Source organism: Sphingorhabdus sp., from assembly GCF_046154385.1.
GTDB lineage: Bacteria > Pseudomonadota > Alphaproteobacteria > Sphingomonadales > Sphingomonadaceae > Sphingorhabdus_B.
The window spans coordinates 1-16,106 of sequence record NZ_JBJXFW010000022.1 but is presented as its reverse complement, the minus strand read 5'-3'; the positions used below and the strand labels follow the sequence as shown (position 1 = coordinate 16,106).

Sequence of the window (16,106 nt, the reverse complement as noted above, 5' to 3'; positions counted from 1 at the left end):
TACTAGGGCAACAATTGCCGACGGTCTCTGGTCCCAAGTTTTGTGACTGCAGTCGATTTTTCAATATTATTGCTGTCGTACGTTGTACTGCTACAAAATGGCGGTTCGCTCTGACTGAGTGGTCTAGTCCCGACCATAATCATCCGATCTCGCTAGAGAAATGCGACAAGCACAGGAAGATAGAATTAGCCTTTATTTCGGTAACGGCTTGCCAGCCAGGCAGCCGAGAGCAGTATGCTCGCCAGTCCCGCTTGGATGATAGGTACCATCAACACTGCCATGCCGCCCTGAGCGTCGGGACGCCAAAAAGCAGCGTCTGCAAGCAGCATTGGTCCCGCAATCGCAATTGCAATCACACAAAGCTGCAATGGCAACGGTTGTGCCTCTTTCTTTCTAGAAAGGATCAGCGCCCCGCCAATCGCAGCATAGGGCAATACTAGCCATAAAGACCAAAATACGTAAGCTCCTATGCTTACTGGCTTCAGCCATTGAGCAAAGGCAACACTGATGCAGGCGGCTATACCTACTGCGAGGGCGGGAAACAGTTTTGGCATTTTTGATTGTCCTTCCTCGCGACCAAACAGGAACGAATCGGAGGCTATCTGGAAGCGACCGGTAGCTCCGATCAGCCCGCGTTATCCCGTACTAAATCGCTGGATTAGAATATTAAATGGTTCGCACCGCGGTTATGCCAAGGTTCCGACCAATGAAGTAATACCTATCAATGCAAACAATGTGGTGGATGGAAACCGGAGAGGATTGATCTCACCTTTCACAGCCACCAATATGCTGAGCAGACTAAATAGCAGAGACAAGCTTCCAAGCAACATCGCGACCTGCGGGGTGGCCCATCCTATAGCGACAAACGCAAATGATACTGCCATTGCCGCCAATAAGATCGATACGATATGCCAGCAATAATAGTTAAGCCATTTGGAAGCTTTGGGAAGCTTTTCGTCAGCGAGTAGCGGCGAAGCAACGCGCGGGCCACCAATAAAGACGTGCACGTAGAAGGTCGTGGCAGCGATTGCGGCAGCGATCCAGAACCAAAGTGATTGCATTCTTCTGATCCTTATAATAGCGAATATTCTCTAATAGGAGCGAAGATGCCGCGCAAGTCACTTTTTACCGATAATCATGTTTTTGGGGCGGTCGGTCAGTTGATGGCGCAACATGGTTCGGTGACGACCAGTGCCGTGCAGGAAGCTGCCAAGCTCTCCACTGGATCGCTCTATCACCGCTTTGGCTCGCGGGAGGGTCTGCTTGCGGAGACGTGGCTTTTTGCCTTGCAGGCGTTTCAACCGCATTTCGTCAAAGCGTTGGAAACGCCAAACAACCCGGTCGGAGAAATTGCGGCAGTGACGCCGCGCTTTTGCCGTCAACACCGGAGAGAAGCGCTGATTCTGGCTTGCTGTAACTACCGCCAGTTCATAAACGACGACACACCGGCTGCGATCCTTCAATGCATTGATGAAGCGAATGCTAAAACATTTGCTGCATTCAATGGCTACATAAAACGGCAGCGTTTCAATCCCGATGCATGCCGCATGGCGCTCATTACCTTTCCTCTATCCGCTGTTAAGCAATATCTGCCCGAAAAGGACGTCCCAATGGAGGTCGACCACATTGTCGCAATTTCCGCAGAAGCCATTTTATCGGAAACTATTAACAACAAGATCCGTTTCTTAGATTCTGATGACTATAAGGGTACCCAAATCTCTACGTGACTGATTGAGTTTTCAGCTCAAGTGGAGATAGTCTTGGTTCGGTGCGATTTGACGGATGAAGAATGGGTGGTTGTGGTGCACTCTTTCCAGACATGCTTACTTGATGTTCAAGGTTCGCCTTGGACAACAGCTGTCTTCAGGGAATACTATCAAGGACATTTCTTATCATCTCTACTGCCTGCTCTGCACGCGCGGTCATCCTGATATCTCCGTCAAGCTTTGCGGACAGTGTAATTATACCCGATGCATTTTTGTATTTAGCCATAGTTTGTAGGCATGCTCGAACCATAAAAACAAAATCAGCTGACTTATTCAATTCTTTGCTATGATCAACCGATAGCCGGCATCATAAGCCTGAAGTGCCAGAATTTCAGCATAACGCTGCACCCAAATCCCCGTTTCAATATCTTTGGAAAGCCGAGCCAGTTCTTTAGAAATGTCTCCCAATGCCCAGAATGAAGAACTGCCTGAGCGAATGCGACTGTCGAGATACGCCTCAGGCCTGCGCCAATAGGCATAGAGAAAGCCATCGGTGCAATCATGCGGGATCGGAAGCGGCCTGATTTCAACAGGTCCCAACCATTTTTCATATTCACAAATTACCGGCATCTGGCTTTCGTCGAGAGTTGCGAGCCCGGGAATATAGTCGGTCAACCAGGGCCGGCTTGCCGGGTCGAAAGACAGCAGGACAATCCTTCCTCGTGTAACTCTGCGCAATTCGCGCATTCCAGCTTCCTTGTCCTGCCAGTGATGGACAGTCAGAACGGCCATCGCCGTATCGAAGCTGTTATCATCAAACGGTAGAACTTCCGCCGAGGCCTGAATGGCAGGCGCGGCAAAATCAGATCGCTTGAGAATCATTTCTCGCGACGGTTCGACGGCCGTTACCTTGCGATCGCTTGGCTCATACGAGCCGGTCCCGGCACCGACATTAAGTACAGTTTCACCGGGACCAAGCGCATTGTGGATGGCAGACGCAATACGCTCGTCGGGTCTGCGTAAATTCTCATAGTTTATGCCAATTGTATCGTATAGTTCACCCATAGGCTGACCGCTGTTCAATTTTCGTCTGCAACACCGGATATCGCAACAAGTTCGTCAATAAATTCAGCGTCACTGCGCGCGCGCAATACGCCGCTCGTGTGTAGTGTTACACCGCCGTGAACAAGCATCCAGATGGCCATGACTGCGCGCCGGCTGCCTTCGCTGTCTCCTTCAGCAACATCAGAAGCGAGCAATGTGCTAGAAGCGGCAATCATCCGGTCGGCAGCTTCACGTAGTTCACCATGGCTCGCAAACGCCGCATAATTTTGCCGCATCATCAACGCATAAAGTTCGGGCCGGGCGATAGCGAACTCCGCATAAGCGCGAATAAATCCGAACGGAGACGACTGACCTGCCACCGCAGATGCAAGCATGTCGAACCCATATGCGGCGAGAGAAGCAAGCAAGCCGTCGCGATCACCAAAATGGTTGTAAAGCGCCCGGTGTGCGACACCAAGCGATTCTGCGAGCGCCCGGACGCTCAGCCTGCTCTCGCCTCCGCTCTCGATTGAATCAAGCGCAAGCACGACAGCATCAGCCGCCAGATTGCCGTGATGGTAGGTTTTACGCGGGCTGGGCACGGCGCCTCGAATCGGTCACATGCCACTGAACCTGCATATTTGCTACCTCCACTCCACTCTCATCAGTCAGGGTCACACCGACATTAAACGATACTTTTCCCTGTTCTCGAAAAGTATCGAGAACAGCAATAGAATCTTCGGCAACACTTGCTACCGCTGTAATCGTGCCTTTGGCAACCTTTGTGTAACGGATTGAAGCGTCTGAGGTGACCGGTCTGATCGACATCATGACGGACGCGAAGAGCCCCGCCATGGCAGCGCCCGATGCAGTTTCGCCAAGTGTGAACAGCGCTCCGGCATGCTGGCTTGCGATGTGATTTACGCTGAATCCGGTTTGCGGCAATATTGCCGATGCGCCGTTCTCGTCCAATTCCTGCAGAACGATGCCGCTATGCGCGGCATAAGGAACTGAATTTTGCATGCGATTGCGAATAACTTCAAACATTGTCTTTACCTCCGTGTATCCAGTGGATATATCGACAGGCAACAGGAAAGGTCAACAGGCATATACAGGAATATGTTGGTGCGCTGACGATGCTTTCTTGCGTGATTGAAAAGTCCCCTCTCTTTTGAAGGAGCAGAACATGTTTAGAAAAGCACGGACCGGCTTGCGATTGTTACCGCTGGGCATCGCATTGGTCGCGGGTACATATGCTACGCCCTTATGGTCCAAAGATTCACCTGACTGCAGTGCAGGCGAGCATGCAGCCAAACATGTGAGCCAAGTCAGTAAAGAGCGCTTTTCTGTTGAAGTAAGTGGGGCCGGTCCGGATGTGATTCTCATTCCCGGATTGGGGACCCCGCGAGCGGTCTGGAACGAAACAGTCGCTACTTTTGGTGGGTGCTACCGTTTGCACAGCGTTCAGCTTCGCGGATTTGGAGACGCTGCTGGGATCAACGCTTCCGGTCCGGTCTTACAGCCCTTTGTAGACGAGCTTGCCGAATATATTGCAATGATTGGAAAATCATCGGGCAAAGCACCAATGGTCGTTGGCCACTCCATGGGCGGACTGGCTGGACTGAAACTTGCAAAAGCCCGGCCCGAACTGGTCTCGCGGTTGATGATGATCGACGCATTGCCAAATTTCGCAGCACTTATTCCGGGATTGGGTGCAGCGGAAGCCTCGACTATCGAACGTACCGCCGCGCAGATGCGAAGCATCATAGCCGCACGCTATGGGAAAGAGCCAAATCCGGCGGAAATCAAGGCAAGTGTTGAAGGAATGTCGTTGAACCCGACGTTCGGTGGAACCATGATGCAATGGTCACAATCGGCTGATCAACGTGTTGTCGCCCAAATAGTCTATGAAGATCTTGTTGCCGACATGCGTCCAGAACTCCCATCCGTATCAAGTCCTGTCTTGGTGCTTGCAGCATGGCATAGCGGTATGCCCTTTACCGAAATGCAGGTTCAAGGATTTTTCCAGCGCCAATTTGCAGGGCTACCTTCTTACGACGTAAAAACTGTCGCGGGCAGCGCTCATTTCATCATGTTAGACCAACCAGAGAAATTCAACTCGGAACTGGCTGAATTTTTGGCGAAACGTTGAACGGGAAGTGACGCCATTTGATGGAAAGCCAAGATTTTTCGTCGTTGAACATTTAGCACTGTTGGCTGTGCAAATTAGCGGAGTGTCGGCTTCAGTGGTAGGATTGATATTAGGCGGCGCGTTTGCGGTGTTGCAAGCGCCGATATTCGATAGTTTGGCGATTCATGCTTGCGCGTTGCTTAATATTAGATTGCGTCTTGCCGCAGCAGGGTTCGGCAGGCGTGGCGTTGTCTAGGTTCTGGTGTTCGCGCTGATAGTTGTTATACTCGACGAAAGCTTTGATCAGAGCTTTGAGGTCGCCATGCACGGATTAGTCTTCCAAAAGGATGCTGTTCTTGAGTGTGTTGTGCCAGCGTTCGATTTTGTCTTGTTTTGACGGATGCATCGGAGCGCCTCGTATATGGTTCCGTCACTGCTCGGGCTTTATGGCTTATCCATCAGCGCATCAGGGCCACCTTTGAGAAAATGTTCGCACCAGCGGTCAAAGCGCCGCCGGGCAATTCTTAGAGGCGACCCGATCGCACTGCGGCCGCAAGCAGGCGCCTCAGGCCCCATTTATGAAACGGAACGATGACACAAAGATAGAGCTTTCCGTAGATATTGTGGACATTGCAGATGGTCGAAACGGTCACTACATTTCTGCAATCCAATACCGATTTTATCACTGACAGCCGGAAATCGAGATGTGCATTATCGCGCCCTGCAATCAGTTCGTGTTCCATTAGCGTATAGATCGGCCACGGACCGATAGTGTCTCCGGGCTTGTATTGTTCTTTCTGTGCCGGTTTCAATATGAGCTCGTCCGCCGCCACGTCTAAGCCGGACATCGCAGCAATGCGGTTTCGGATCAGTAACAATACTTTCATCCATGAGGGATGATGACCGAAGATGGCAAAGAAGATCGCCGGCATCGGCATCGCGCCATCGCTCAGAGCAATCCGGTAGCTATCGGCGAAATAGGCGGTCTTCACAGAAACGGGATCGAGCAGGCTTTGAGACGGGATGTCCGTTGCGACGACGAGCGTCACGTCATTTTCCCGAAATTGAGCAGGTCATCGATAATATTCTGCCGGTCGATCGCATCAAGACCGCGATTGCCAAGTGCAAATCCGAGATAGGCCCAGTTGAACAATTGCGCACGTGTGCGGGCAAGTTCTGGCGGGCAGCCCATGTTACACAGCAGATCTTTGATAAATTCCACCCGGCGTTGATCGACATCATCGACCATTATCGCAGCTTGCGGATTGACGAGCGCCCATGACCGCACGGCGATTTCAAGGCGTGAGGGCTCCGAAAGTACGCGTTCCAAGAGTCGGCGAAGGGGATCGTCTCCAGCGCGGGTCACAGCCTCGACAATCCGTTCAAACATGCGCTCGCGCCATCTCAGCAGCAGTTCCGAATGGAAATCACCAATATCGGCAAAGTGCCAGTAAAAACTACCCCGGCTTACATTCAGAGCCTTGGCCAGCGGCTGCGCCTTCAGCGCCACATGCCCGTGCGACACGAGCGTGCGAAGACCCTGGTCAGTCCAGACGGTCCTGTTTTTGCGATCCTGTTCCATACAGTTATGTATTGACTGAACTTTCGGCCTTTGGCAAGAGGCGCTCCATACATAACTGTATGGAGCCGCCAGTGTCTACTTTTCTGTCGTGTCATGGCAAAACATCCCGAACGGTGCCTCGCCCAGGGGTGGCTTTAATTAGCGGCTTCCACGCGTGCACCACAGTGAATTTAACCTGTGGCAGATCGGATGTTTAAATCGGCCCACCGCGTGACGGCAATGATTGTCGGTCTGTTCATCGTCCTCCATCTGGCGAACCATATGGTGGGACTGGTCGGCCAACAGCAGCATATCCAGTTCATGACATTGATCAGGCCTTTATACCGAAATCCGGTCGCAGAAACTGTCCTGCTGGCGCTGCTCGTCTGGCAGATCCTTTCAGGTATGCGGTTGCTGGCACTTCGCTGGCGTAACAATGACGGCATCATATCGTGGTTGCAGATCATCTCTGGCGGATATCTGGCCATATTCCTGATAATTCATGTCAGTTCAGTCCTGTACGCCAGGCATTCTATGGGAATGGACACCAATTTTTATTTTGCTGCAGCAGGCCTGCACATCGAAAACGGCGACAAATTCTTTGTACCTTATTATACTGGATCATTTCTGGCGCTCTTTACCCATATTGGCTGCGCCTCCAGCTGGTACCTGTTCCCTCAGAACTCCAGAAAGCAGCTTCGATGGATCGGCCTTAATGCGGTCCTCGGTTTTGTCGCCGGAATTCTCGTTGTCGCCGCACTAAGTGGAAAACTCTACACTGTGGTATTTCCGACGTGAATTTGTTGCGTCGCCTAGGCCATGGGCTGATTGCGGCGCCTCTTGGCATTTTTTCTGCATCCAATCGCGCATGTCTTCGTCTTAGCAGTGGTACGGAGCCTGTTGTCCCAGACTCGGTACTTCGGTCCAAGCAGAGACAGAGGAATGTATAATGAAGCGGTTTCATGCACATATTGCAGTCAGCGATATAAGCGACAGCATCGCGTTTTATAGCAAGCTTTTCAATCAGGCACCTTCAAACGAGCGGCACGACTATGCGAAATGGGAGCTCGATGATCTGCGTGTGAATTTTGCGATCTCTTCACGCGGTCACACACCGGGCTTGAACCATTTTGGTTTTCAGGCTGAAAATGCGGCTGAACTGGAACAGTTGAAACGCAATGCTGATCATGCGTCTCCAGATAATGTCATGTCCGAAGAAGCCGCAGCCTGCTGTTACGCCAAAAGCGACAAGCATTGGACTGTCGATCCGCAAGGAATTGCGTGGGAGAGTTTTCTGACCATGGAAGGCGTCGCCGAGTTCGGATTGGACAATGAAAACCTGACCGGGGCATGCTGCGTACCGATGCGGGTACACCCGGAAGATGAGCCCGGCTCTAACAGTCCGTGCTGCATTCCAAATGAGCAGACAGCGGGTTCGGGATGTTGCGGTTGACACGGAGCGGCTCCAGAGTCTCGATGGCAGAACTGACTGCCGATGATTATCGGCAGCTTGAAACACGACTGAAGAAATATGTCCGCAAACGCGTTTCCAATGACGACGAAGTTGACGATCTGGTACAAGACATATTCGTGAAAGCTGCAAGGACGTGGCAAGGATGTGAAGCGCCGCTCAATCTTGTTGCCTGGCTCTTTACCGCTGCCCGAACCACGATCATCGACCATTATCGAAAAAAACGGCTGCCTATCTGGGAGGGGGAGTTGGAAGCGCTACCATCGCCCGACACCGACGATGGTTCATGGGATGACCTGTCGGCCTGCCTCGTACCATTTATACAGAAAATGGACGATAAATATCGGGACGTCTTGATGGCTACAGATATTGCCGGTGCGCGCATGCAATCAGCCGCCGACCAACTAGGCCTTACCCTTCCAGCCTTGAAGTCGCGCGTGCGGCGGGGACGCCACCAACTCAAATCGGCACTTCTAAAATGCTGTACAATTGAAAGCGCGAATAATCGCATGAGGGATTCATCGGTACGTTCACCATGCAATTGCGATGGATGCTAGTCAGTGTTCCAGAATGAAATTTACTGATCACCTGCGCCAATCGCTGATTATCGCCGGCAACGATGGCTACAACACCGCGCCTGGCAACCCGATCATTGGCCATCGAGGTGTCACACTGAGCGCCGGCCAAGAATATTTCGAGAGTGACAACTAAGGAGAATCAAGATGCCAGAGTTCATTATTTTTATGCATTCCGACAGCGCAACCGCGGAGACCGACACTGATTGGGAAGCATATATTGCGATGCTGCATGCATCGGGAAAGTTTTGCGGGGGGAGCTCCATCGGAAACGGCCACGCCTATCGTGACGGACGTTTGATTGGTCCTGCATTTACCCAGATCAGCGGATTTATCCGCGTCCAGGCAGAGGATATTGCAGCGGCCCGTACTTTGCTGGAAGGAAATCCAACGCTTCAAGCTGGAGGCACGGTCGAAATCCTTGAGCTGGTCAAATCGTAACAAGCTACCGAAGAGTTGGGCGCTCGGCACCAGCTCGGCTTACTGCAAGCTTGGCCTGGCGGCCGCCCCGAAAAACAAGAGCATGATATCTATTGCGTGTTGGCGCGCCTGCTCGGGATTTTTGGATCCAGCTATACTCAGGGTCAATTCGCAGGCTGACCCGAAAAGCGCGGATGCCAGCATTTCGAGGTGTTCGTCGGATGCGTTGGGCCCCAACGGACCTTTAAGCCCTTCTTGGATAAATGCCCGCGAATAGCGATACTCGATGTCGCGCCACCGTTCGAGACCGAGCACGGCTGGCGCGTCCAGAAGTGTAATGCGGTATATGCGGGGTTCCAGCGCAATGTCAAAATATGCAGCAAAGACGAGACGAAGGGCGTGCTCTGCAGTTTCAGCGTTATGTGGAGCGGCCGCCATTGCCGAAAGCATCCGCTCCTGTTCTATAATTACCACTGCTTCGAACAGCGCAATCTTCCCGCCAGGGAAGTGGTGGTAAAGAGCGCCCTTGGTGACATTTGCCGCGGCGCAAACTTGATCGAGCGACGTCGCCTCATATCCACAATCGCCGAACAAGCTGAGCGCAGCGGATTGAAGTGCCGTGATAGTGGCTTTGCTGCGTTCAGTCTGTGTGCGCTGGCTCGTGATCATTATCCAATCTCATACATCAGTTGACAAACATACCAACAGTATGTTTTATAGATCGATACTCATTAGGGAACAAGCGCATTGAAAATCATTGACCATGACCGACCGAGCGGGACCGACAAAAACAAAGTGGGTCGTTGGATACGCTTCGTCTCGGCGATGTTGATCCTGTTGATTGGCTGGGGTGCGGCCGTGGCAATGGGAACGCTGAATGGGTGGCTCAGAACACCGTTCGCTCCGAACGGAAACGCTACGGCCTTTGCAAAATCGGCCACGAGTTATATCGATCGGGAAAACCGGGGAAACGCCGCATTCATCCTCATCGAAAATGGCAAAGTGATCGATGAACATTTCGTTTCGCGTGGCAAGCCTGTCGACCGGGACACATTGTTTCAGGTCGCATCTTTGAGCAAATGGCTCACTGCATGGGGCGTATTGCGACTGGCCGATGAAGGAAAGATCGACCTTGATTCACCGGTTTCGCGTTACACAAAAAGATGGCAGCTCCCCGACGGACCTTTTGACGAGAATGAGGTTACCGTGCGGCGCCTGTTAAGCCACACGGCAGGATTGACCGACGGTTTGGGATATGGCGGCTTTGCGCCCGGTAGGCCGCCTCAGTCGCTCGTTGAATCATTAACGCGCACGGTTGATGCTTCACCAGGAGCCGATGGACGCGTGCGTGTCGGCATTCGTCCAGGAGAACAATGGCGTTATTCGGGCGGCGGCTATGCCTTGCTGCAGCTTCTTATTGAAGACGTATCTGGCGAGCCCTTCAACACATATATGACGCGCCACATATTCAGACCACTTGGCATGAACAGATCCAGCTTTGTTATTTCCGAAGCTGAGACGAACGTCGCTGAATCCTTCAATACGATGGGAAAATCCGAACCACTTTACCGTTTTGCAGCGCCTGCTGCGGCATCGCTTTACACATCGGCAGCAGATCTGACGCTGTTCATTCAGGCTCAAAAGTCTGGAGCGAACCGCGAACCTGCTGGACGCGGTATACTTGGAGCAAAAATGCTGGCCGAAATGATGCAGCCAAATGCAAGCCAATATGGCGCAGAGATATGGGGACTCGGCGTCGTCCTCTATGCACCGGACAACCGTGGTTCTTATATCATCGGGCACGACGGAAGTAACACACCTGCGGTAAACACGACGGCGCGAATCGATCCTGCTACCGGAAGCGGCATTATCGTTCTTGAAACAGGGCAAAAAGCGATGGCAACACGCCTCGGTGGGGAGTGGGTCTTCTGGAAAACGGGCAATGTTGACCTGTTTGATGTCCTCGTAGCGATGTCTGGCGCGATACGCTCATTTATTGGTGGTGCAATGCTCATAATCGTTGGCGGCATCATCTTCGCAGTTCGCCGCTGGCGAAAGGCACGACGCGCTTAGTTTATTGCGTTGACGAAGGCCGGACTGGCCGTGGATCGTGGCATTTGCAAAGTTGTAATATTGTTTCAGCGATAGCATGCGAGACTTCTGTTTTTGAAAAGCGACCACTCCGAATTGCGCACATCTGCAGCGGACCTGTCGAACTCCAACGCAAAAAAGAGACACCGCACCGCCACGGCCAATCTCGTTATTTATCATACCGATCGTCGGCCGACAGCGCGACCTCACCCTCAAGCCAATTGCGGAAAGCCCTGACCTTGATCGATTGCCGGCGGTATTCGGGATAAGCGAGCCAGTAACCGGTCTCAGCTAGGGCGTATGTCCCTACAGGAACCAGACGACCGGCCTCAATGTCAGTGCGCCACATTCCGCGATCCAAAATTGCAATGCCATGTCCAGCCATGGCAGCCGTTGCGTCCATCGCCTGGGAATCAAACCGGAGACCGGCACCTGCAGCCTCGTCCGTGTTAGCGGTTCCGATCGACGTAAACCAAAAGCGCCACCACTCATCATCAGGGCTCAACCGCGGTAAGGCCGCTAAATCAGTCGGACTTTCAATAGGCCCATAGCGAGCAATAAAGTCAGGGCTCGCAAAAGGCTGTATGTAGACTGCCATCAAAAAATGCGCAGACAGTCCGGGCCAGTTACCCGACCCGTTACGGATCACGACATCCACATCTTCAGCCGCAAAATCTACGTAATGTTGGTCAGACCGAAGTCGAACTGCCAATTGCGGCTCCAAGATCTGAAAGCGTCCGATCCGCGGCGCCAGCCAATGCGCAGCAAAACTTGGCGTTGTATTGATGGTTAGCGTTTGATTGTCCTCGGCCAGTGCCGAACTAAATGCCCGCTCCAGTGAGTCAAAGGCCCCGCTCACCAACGGAGCAATCGCCTTTCCGACCTCAGTTAGTGATAAGTGTCCCTTGTGACGGAGGAAAAGCTTCGTGCGAAGACGATCTTCAATCAATCGGATTTGATAGCTGACTGCAGCCTGGGTCATGCCCAATTCTTCACCAGCACGCGTAAAATTGCAATGTCTTGCCGCAGCTTCAAATACCCGAACTGCCGAGAGAGGCGGAATCTTACGCATAAGAAACCATAAGGTAGGCTTATGCCTATTGTCGACCCTTTTGTTGGTAGCGAATTGGCATAGCCTCTATCTGGCAAAGCATGATTAACGAAGGAGCCGACAATGAACCACGATTTTGAAAGCAAGCAATGGGCCGACAATCATACAGTCATGAGCGATGGCATTGACCGTCTGATTTCTCGCGTCGCCCAAGCGATCAGAAAATTTTGGGCCCAAACATCCGAAACGTCATTTTCACTTTTGAATCGTGGCAATCGCGCACCCAGCGGTGACGAGCACGCCGCCGCCTGCTCGTCTGATCCATCTGATGCTTTGTTCGCTTCGAAAAAGCCTGGCTGCTCGTGATGCTGTCAGGGCGTATGCCGTATCCGATGCCGCTGCAACTGCAGTGAAGGTTATGACGAGAATGACGGCTTGAGGCAAATAGGGCTGGTCCGGGCGAATGAATTGCGCGGAGAACGCAACAAAAAACAAGATGGTTTTGGGATGTAGTACTCCGACGAGCATATTCGTCAAAAACGCTGACCGCGGCAAAGCCCCTGAAGCAGCACCGTCGAAACTCAGGGCCTGCTCATTTTTTAAGATCGCCACCAGGCCGATCGCGATTAGATAAAAAGCACCTGCCCATTTAAGAATGTTGAAGGCAAGCGCCGATGTTGCAAGAATAGTTGCAGCACCTGCGAGTGATAAAGTAACCGCTAAGGCATTACCGACAGCCATCCCCATTACCGAAGCAAGCGCCACTCGCTTACCCGAATGCATTGCAAACCCGATTATGCTGGCGACCCCAGGACCCGGTATGAGCGCAATAAGGAGCGAGGATATTGCAAAAGCCAGCCAGACGTTGAACTCCATTGGGTCAAAGTTCCTTATTTCGGACGATATAGTCAGGGCTATAGAGCTAAATGAGTACCAAGTTTGATGGAGCTAAAATCCGGGGCCAGGCTATCGGCCATGATGAAAACTGCAAGGTAGAGCGATCAGCCTTATTGGGCACCGAATGGGGCAGAGCTTGAGCTTTTGGAGCGGCCACCAAAAGTCCGAAAATGATAAGTAAGACTATCCAGGCAGGGTGTCTGCCACGGGTGCCGAAGAACCAGAACACCGCCGCGATTCCGATCGCCCATGTGATGACTTCAGCTGGCGGAGCGATATCGATCAATATAACCCCGAGCGCTATGGCTAGTAGAGTTACCAAGTGCCAACTGCTCCAAATTGCGTACCATCGGCGCTGTTCGAGAATAGAGAGTGAGGCCTTATGCTTCTCGCTTCCCTTTGCCAGATGGCGAAAAATCAGCAGCTCACCGATTATCGTGTGCGCCAAAGCGAGCGCAATCAAGAGAAGGCCTGCAATTGTGCTGGAAGTGTACATATCAATTCCTCGCTAACTCAGATGCGGATTTTCTAACCTAGTGTCCGAAAGCTCTGAAATATTGTGATGCCTCTTACTCATCGATTGGCAGCATTCTTGAGCGGCTCTGGCCGGAGATAGACGAACCCTACATCATGGAGGCTCTGGACAAAATCGGGCAGGAAGTTGACCCCGGCGTAGATTTCATGGCCGATAAGAATCCGGTCTTCTTCAGAGAACCTAGCCAAGACCTGCTTTTTTGATCGGGTGAAAGTTCTAGCCACCAAATTTTGTTCGGCATGGACTGCACGTGTATTGACCACCGGAACTTCCATATAATCTGCAAGTAGGCTTCGAACCGTTCCGCGCAGTCCGACCTGCCGCATCATTTGCCAGAGTAGGCTAGGCACCTGCCGCTCGCCAGGAGTAACCCTGCCGCTGATAAGTAATTCTCCGGATGAACTCAGGAATTCAAAGAGGGTACGGCCGCCCGATCGGGTTATGGTGCTTTCAGCCAGCTTCGCATTTAACGATAAATGTTCTTTGTTATATTGGACGGCCCGTTCTGTGTTGTTCCATAAACCGTGACAGACCATGTGGGTGTCGAGCCGATCAGCAAGCGCATGGAAAATTGCGAACGTGCCGGCGGGGATCGGGTGCTGCGGCGAAGAAGAAGCAAACAGCGAGAATTGCAGTTCGTGATGTGGCCCTAAGCTTGCATCGGTGAAGTCTGCGATCCAGAAGGCAGCAAAAGCCCTGCCAGTGCTGTCCGTCAGAGGTGCAAGATCCTCTTTAGCGAGCAAATTTTTTGCTGCGCTTTCATCAATCGTACCGCCAATGAACAACAGGGTTCCGTTGTAAACATGGTAAGGGGTACTCAGCGCCTCACCGGCAATGTTGATTTCCCCATCGAGCGGAAAGCGTTCAAATAGCGAGGCTTTGCTTTTCATCGTGGATTATCCGCCAACTTTGGAGTTGAACTGTTTCATCGACTAATTCGCCACAACCGGGCGGATGCCATAAGCACCAGCAGACCATTTACCAACCGGTGAGAGTCAGCCCTGCAGCAACCGTCAAAATGACCCACCCGAAATGCTTGCCCTTGGAAACGACTATATTTCCTGCGGCGCCTGTAAGATATATAACCGATGACGTAACGATCACAGACCGTCTGGCCTCCGTAGACTCGAAGCCAGCAGCGGCAATCAACAAAACGCCCACAGCTACCCAGGCGACGGCTCCACATTGCCATCCTAACCGGGCCATGTGCTTTGCGTAGGGTGGTTCGATTGCGGCCCGCGAAAACATTTTTTCACCAAGATAGCCGTGAATGAATCCGACTAGCGCGCCGATCGCGCCTCCGAGTTGCATTAGAATATGATCCATTTCAAAGCTCCATACATATGTGTATGGGCCGCCATTGCCCAATGAGGGATAGTTTGTCAATACACTCATGTATGGACCCTTATGTGAAGCGTTGTGTAAGCTTGGTGTCGCACCATGAAGGTTCTGAGCATGAACAACGCCGATGGAGTCTGAGCTATTGGAAGCAGGGCTTTCGCTTTTCTACGAAAGCGCCGACGCCTTCAATGCCATCGGCGGACATTGATGCATGAGCGATGGCCCTACCTTCCAGCTCCATCTGTACTTCAAGCCCATTAGCAGGCGACGCCAAAAGTAATTTTTTCACCATTCCTAACGCCTCATGCGGACCGCGCGCGAGCTGTCGCGCGAACGCCAGCGCCTCAGCCTGGAGCTGGTCGTCGGGAACAACCCGCGTGACTAGTCCCCAGTCTAACGCTTCATCTGCCGTCAAAGCACGATTTGTAATTATGAGTTCCTGAGTGCGCCGCAAACCAACAAGGCGCGGCAAATAATAAGTCGAACTGCCGTCCGGCGTTAACCCGGCACCCGTGTACGCCATAGAGAATTTCGCTGATTCAGCTGCTAATACATAATCACCGCTGATGGCCAGGCTGAAGCCAGCTCCCGCAGCCATGCCGTTGACGGCCACGACAACGATTGGCGTCATTCGCGCAAAAAGCGAGATTGCCTTATGCAGATTATCGGCGAGGAGTTTCAATTGAGGACTTAGATTTGATTGAGCTCCGGCAAACGCCTTGAGATCGCCTCCAGCACAGAAGATCGGTCCATTGCCGGTTAAGAGCACAACCCTAACCGATTTGTCATTGTCACAAATCACAGCTGCGTCCGATAGTTCCGAAACCAACTGGCCGTTCATGGAGTTGGCAAAAGCAGGGCGATTGAGCGTTATGCACGCGACCGAATCCTGAATCCTGAACTCGATAGTCTCAAACTGTTTCATCTTACCTCCCGAAATCGGACAAAGCCGTAACGTTTAAATGCCTTTGTGAGTTGGTCGTGTGGTCTTGCGGAGCGGTTACGTTCACCTCAATTTGGACATTGCTTTCGCTTTGCCACGTGAGCATTCGAGCACTTTGATGACGTTAAAGTCGGACAGCAAATTGGGGTCGCTTCGCCGTCGCCAAGTGGCATCAAAGTATTTCGAATCTATGTATCCAATGGATATATAGATTCTGTCCGTCGTCAGATAATTTGAGACATATGCCAGCTTAAAACAGGTGAGTGTTTGGGTCCATTGGTTGGTTGATATTATGCGGCGAGCTTGCGGTGATGCAAGCGCCGATGTTCGATTGTTTTTC

Annotated in this window: 22 protein-coding genes and 1 pseudogene; 8 read left to right on the top strand and 15 right to left on the bottom strand. The window is 52.1% G+C overall.

All coding sequences use genetic code 11. The features are described from left to right. Positions 1-185: 185 nt before the first annotated feature. On the bottom strand, positions 186-554 hold the full coding sequence (locus ACKVOS_RS04415; protein ID WP_409210803.1) for a hypothetical protein: 369 nt from the start codon (positions 552-554) through the stop codon (positions 186-188). 132 nt (positions 555-686) lie between these two features. Then, positions 687-1,061 (bottom strand): hypothetical protein, encoded by a 375-nt coding sequence (locus ACKVOS_RS04410; RefSeq protein WP_409210802.1) that lies wholly within the window; start codon positions 1,059-1,061, stop codon positions 687-689. Between ACKVOS_RS04410 and ACKVOS_RS04405 the strand changes: the two genes are divergently transcribed. Then, positions 1,056-1,727, top strand: coding sequence for a TetR/AcrR family transcriptional regulator (locus ACKVOS_RS04405; RefSeq protein WP_409210801.1), 672 nt, complete (start codon positions 1,056-1,058; stop codon positions 1,725-1,727). The genes ACKVOS_RS04410 and ACKVOS_RS04405 overlap by 6 nt on opposite strands. A gap of 312 nt (positions 1,728-2,039) precedes the next feature. Here the strand turns inward: ACKVOS_RS04405 and ACKVOS_RS04400 are convergent, their stop codons facing one another. From ACKVOS_RS04400 to ACKVOS_RS04390, 3 genes are read right to left on the bottom strand one after another with little or no spacing between them, the layout of a single operon-like run. Then, positions 2,040-2,771, bottom strand: coding sequence for a class I SAM-dependent methyltransferase (locus tag ACKVOS_RS04400; protein WP_409210800.1), 732 nt, complete (start codon positions 2,769-2,771; stop codon positions 2,040-2,042). A gap of 14 nt (positions 2,772-2,785) precedes the next feature. Beyond that, on the bottom strand, positions 2,786-3,352 hold the full coding sequence (locus ACKVOS_RS04395) for a TetR/AcrR family transcriptional regulator (protein WP_409210799.1): 567 nt from the start codon (positions 3,350-3,352) through the stop codon (positions 2,786-2,788). After that, entirely contained in the window at positions 3,336-3,797 is a 462-nt protein-coding gene (locus tag ACKVOS_RS04390; RefSeq protein WP_409210798.1) for a DUF4442 domain-containing protein, read from the bottom strand. The genes ACKVOS_RS04395 and ACKVOS_RS04390 overlap by 17 nt, the downstream gene beginning before the upstream one ends. A 139-nt stretch (positions 3,798-3,936) precedes the next feature. Between ACKVOS_RS04390 and ACKVOS_RS04385 the strand changes: the two genes are divergently transcribed. Next, a complete protein-coding gene (locus ACKVOS_RS04385; RefSeq protein WP_409210797.1) occupies positions 3,937-4,902 on the top strand; it encodes an alpha/beta fold hydrolase in 966 nt (321 codons plus the stop codon). Positions 4,903-5,011: 109 nt separating this feature from the next. On the opposite strand, the pseudogene ACKVOS_RS04380 reads toward ACKVOS_RS04385, so the two are convergent. The 3 genes and pseudogenes from ACKVOS_RS04380 to ACKVOS_RS04370 all read right to left on the bottom strand — a co-directional run. Beyond that, positions 5,012-5,308: pseudogene (locus ACKVOS_RS04380) on the bottom strand (integrase core domain-containing protein); the annotation flags it as partial. Positions 5,309-5,405: 97 nt separating this feature from the next. Continuing rightward, positions 5,406-5,930, bottom strand: coding sequence for a DUF2867 domain-containing protein (locus ACKVOS_RS04375; RefSeq protein WP_409210796.1), 525 nt, complete (start codon positions 5,928-5,930; stop codon positions 5,406-5,408). Further along, the gene (locus ACKVOS_RS04370; RefSeq protein WP_409210795.1) at positions 5,927-6,463 is read right to left on the bottom strand and encodes a TetR/AcrR family transcriptional regulator; all 537 of its coding nucleotides are present in this window, start codon (positions 6,461-6,463) and stop codon (positions 5,927-5,929) included. The genes ACKVOS_RS04375 and ACKVOS_RS04370 overlap by 4 nt, the downstream gene beginning before the upstream one ends. Before the next feature lie 189 nt (positions 6,464-6,652). On the opposite strand from ACKVOS_RS04370, the gene ACKVOS_RS04365 reads away from it, so the two are divergent. The 5 genes from ACKVOS_RS04365 to ACKVOS_RS04345 all read left to right on the top strand — a co-directional run bounded on the left by ACKVOS_RS04365 (position 6,653) and on the right by ACKVOS_RS04345 (position 8,929). Further along, positions 6,653-7,240 carry a hypothetical protein gene (locus ACKVOS_RS04365; RefSeq protein ID WP_409210794.1) on the top strand — a complete coding sequence of 196 codons (588 nt, stop codon included), beginning with the start codon at positions 6,653-6,655 and terminating at the stop codon, positions 7,238-7,240. A 151-nt stretch (positions 7,241-7,391) separates the two neighbouring features. Next, on the top strand, positions 7,392-7,895 hold the full coding sequence (locus tag ACKVOS_RS04360) for a glyoxalase/bleomycin resistance/dioxygenase family protein (RefSeq protein WP_409210793.1): 504 nt from the start codon (positions 7,392-7,394) through the stop codon (positions 7,893-7,895). A 23-nt stretch (positions 7,896-7,918) separates the two neighbouring features. Further along, the gene (locus ACKVOS_RS04355; RefSeq protein ID WP_409210792.1) at positions 7,919-8,470 is read left to right on the top strand and encodes a sigma-70 family RNA polymerase sigma factor; all 552 of its coding nucleotides are present in this window, start codon (positions 7,919-7,921) and stop codon (positions 8,468-8,470) included. Between the two features lie 13 nt (positions 8,471-8,483). Next, entirely contained in the window at positions 8,484-8,624 is a 141-nt protein-coding gene (locus ACKVOS_RS04350) for a hypothetical protein (protein ID WP_409210791.1), read from the top strand. Positions 8,625-8,635: 11 nt separating this feature from the next. After that, positions 8,636-8,929, top strand: coding sequence for a hypothetical protein (locus ACKVOS_RS04345; RefSeq protein ID WP_409210790.1), 294 nt, complete (start codon positions 8,636-8,638; stop codon positions 8,927-8,929). Between the two features lie 39 nt (positions 8,930-8,968). Here the strand turns inward: ACKVOS_RS04345 and ACKVOS_RS04340 are convergent, their stop codons facing one another. Next, on the bottom strand, positions 8,969-9,577 hold the full coding sequence (locus tag ACKVOS_RS04340) for a TetR/AcrR family transcriptional regulator (protein ID WP_409210789.1): 609 nt from the start codon (positions 9,575-9,577) through the stop codon (positions 8,969-8,971). 78 nt (positions 9,578-9,655) lie between these two features. Here ACKVOS_RS04340 and ACKVOS_RS04335 point away from each other — a divergent pair, with 78 nt between their 5' ends. Next, the gene (locus ACKVOS_RS04335) at positions 9,656-10,981 is read left to right on the top strand and encodes a serine hydrolase domain-containing protein (RefSeq protein ID WP_409210788.1); all 1,326 of its coding nucleotides are present in this window, start codon (positions 9,656-9,658) and stop codon (positions 10,979-10,981) included. 187 nt (positions 10,982-11,168) lie between these two features. Here the strand turns inward: ACKVOS_RS04335 and ACKVOS_RS04330 are convergent, their stop codons facing one another. From ACKVOS_RS04330 to ACKVOS_RS04305, 6 genes are all read right to left on the bottom strand, one after another. Further along, on the bottom strand, positions 11,169-12,071 hold the full coding sequence (locus ACKVOS_RS04330) for a LysR substrate-binding domain-containing protein (protein WP_409210787.1): 903 nt from the start codon (positions 12,069-12,071) through the stop codon (positions 11,169-11,171). A gap of 234 nt (positions 12,072-12,305) precedes the next feature. Then, entirely contained in the window at positions 12,306-12,926 is a 621-nt protein-coding gene (locus ACKVOS_RS04325; RefSeq protein WP_409210786.1) for a LysE family translocator, read from the bottom strand. A gap of 46 nt (positions 12,927-12,972) precedes the next feature. Next, entirely contained in the window at positions 12,973-13,443 is a 471-nt protein-coding gene (locus tag ACKVOS_RS04320; protein ID WP_409210785.1) for a hypothetical protein, read from the bottom strand. 77 nt (positions 13,444-13,520) lie between these two features. Then, the gene (locus ACKVOS_RS04315) at positions 13,521-14,372 is read right to left on the bottom strand and encodes a hypothetical protein (protein WP_409210784.1); all 852 of its coding nucleotides are present in this window, start codon (positions 14,370-14,372) and stop codon (positions 13,521-13,523) included. Positions 14,373-14,460: 88 nt separating this feature from the next. Further along, complete coding sequence (locus tag ACKVOS_RS04310) at positions 14,461-14,877, bottom strand: hypothetical protein (RefSeq protein WP_409210783.1); 417 nt, start codon at positions 14,875-14,877, stop codon at positions 14,461-14,463. A gap of 85 nt (positions 14,878-14,962) precedes the next feature. After that, a complete protein-coding gene (locus ACKVOS_RS04305) occupies positions 14,963-15,748 on the bottom strand; it encodes an enoyl-CoA hydratase/isomerase family protein (protein WP_409210782.1) in 786 nt (261 codons plus the stop codon). Positions 15,749-16,106 lie beyond the last annotated feature (358 nt).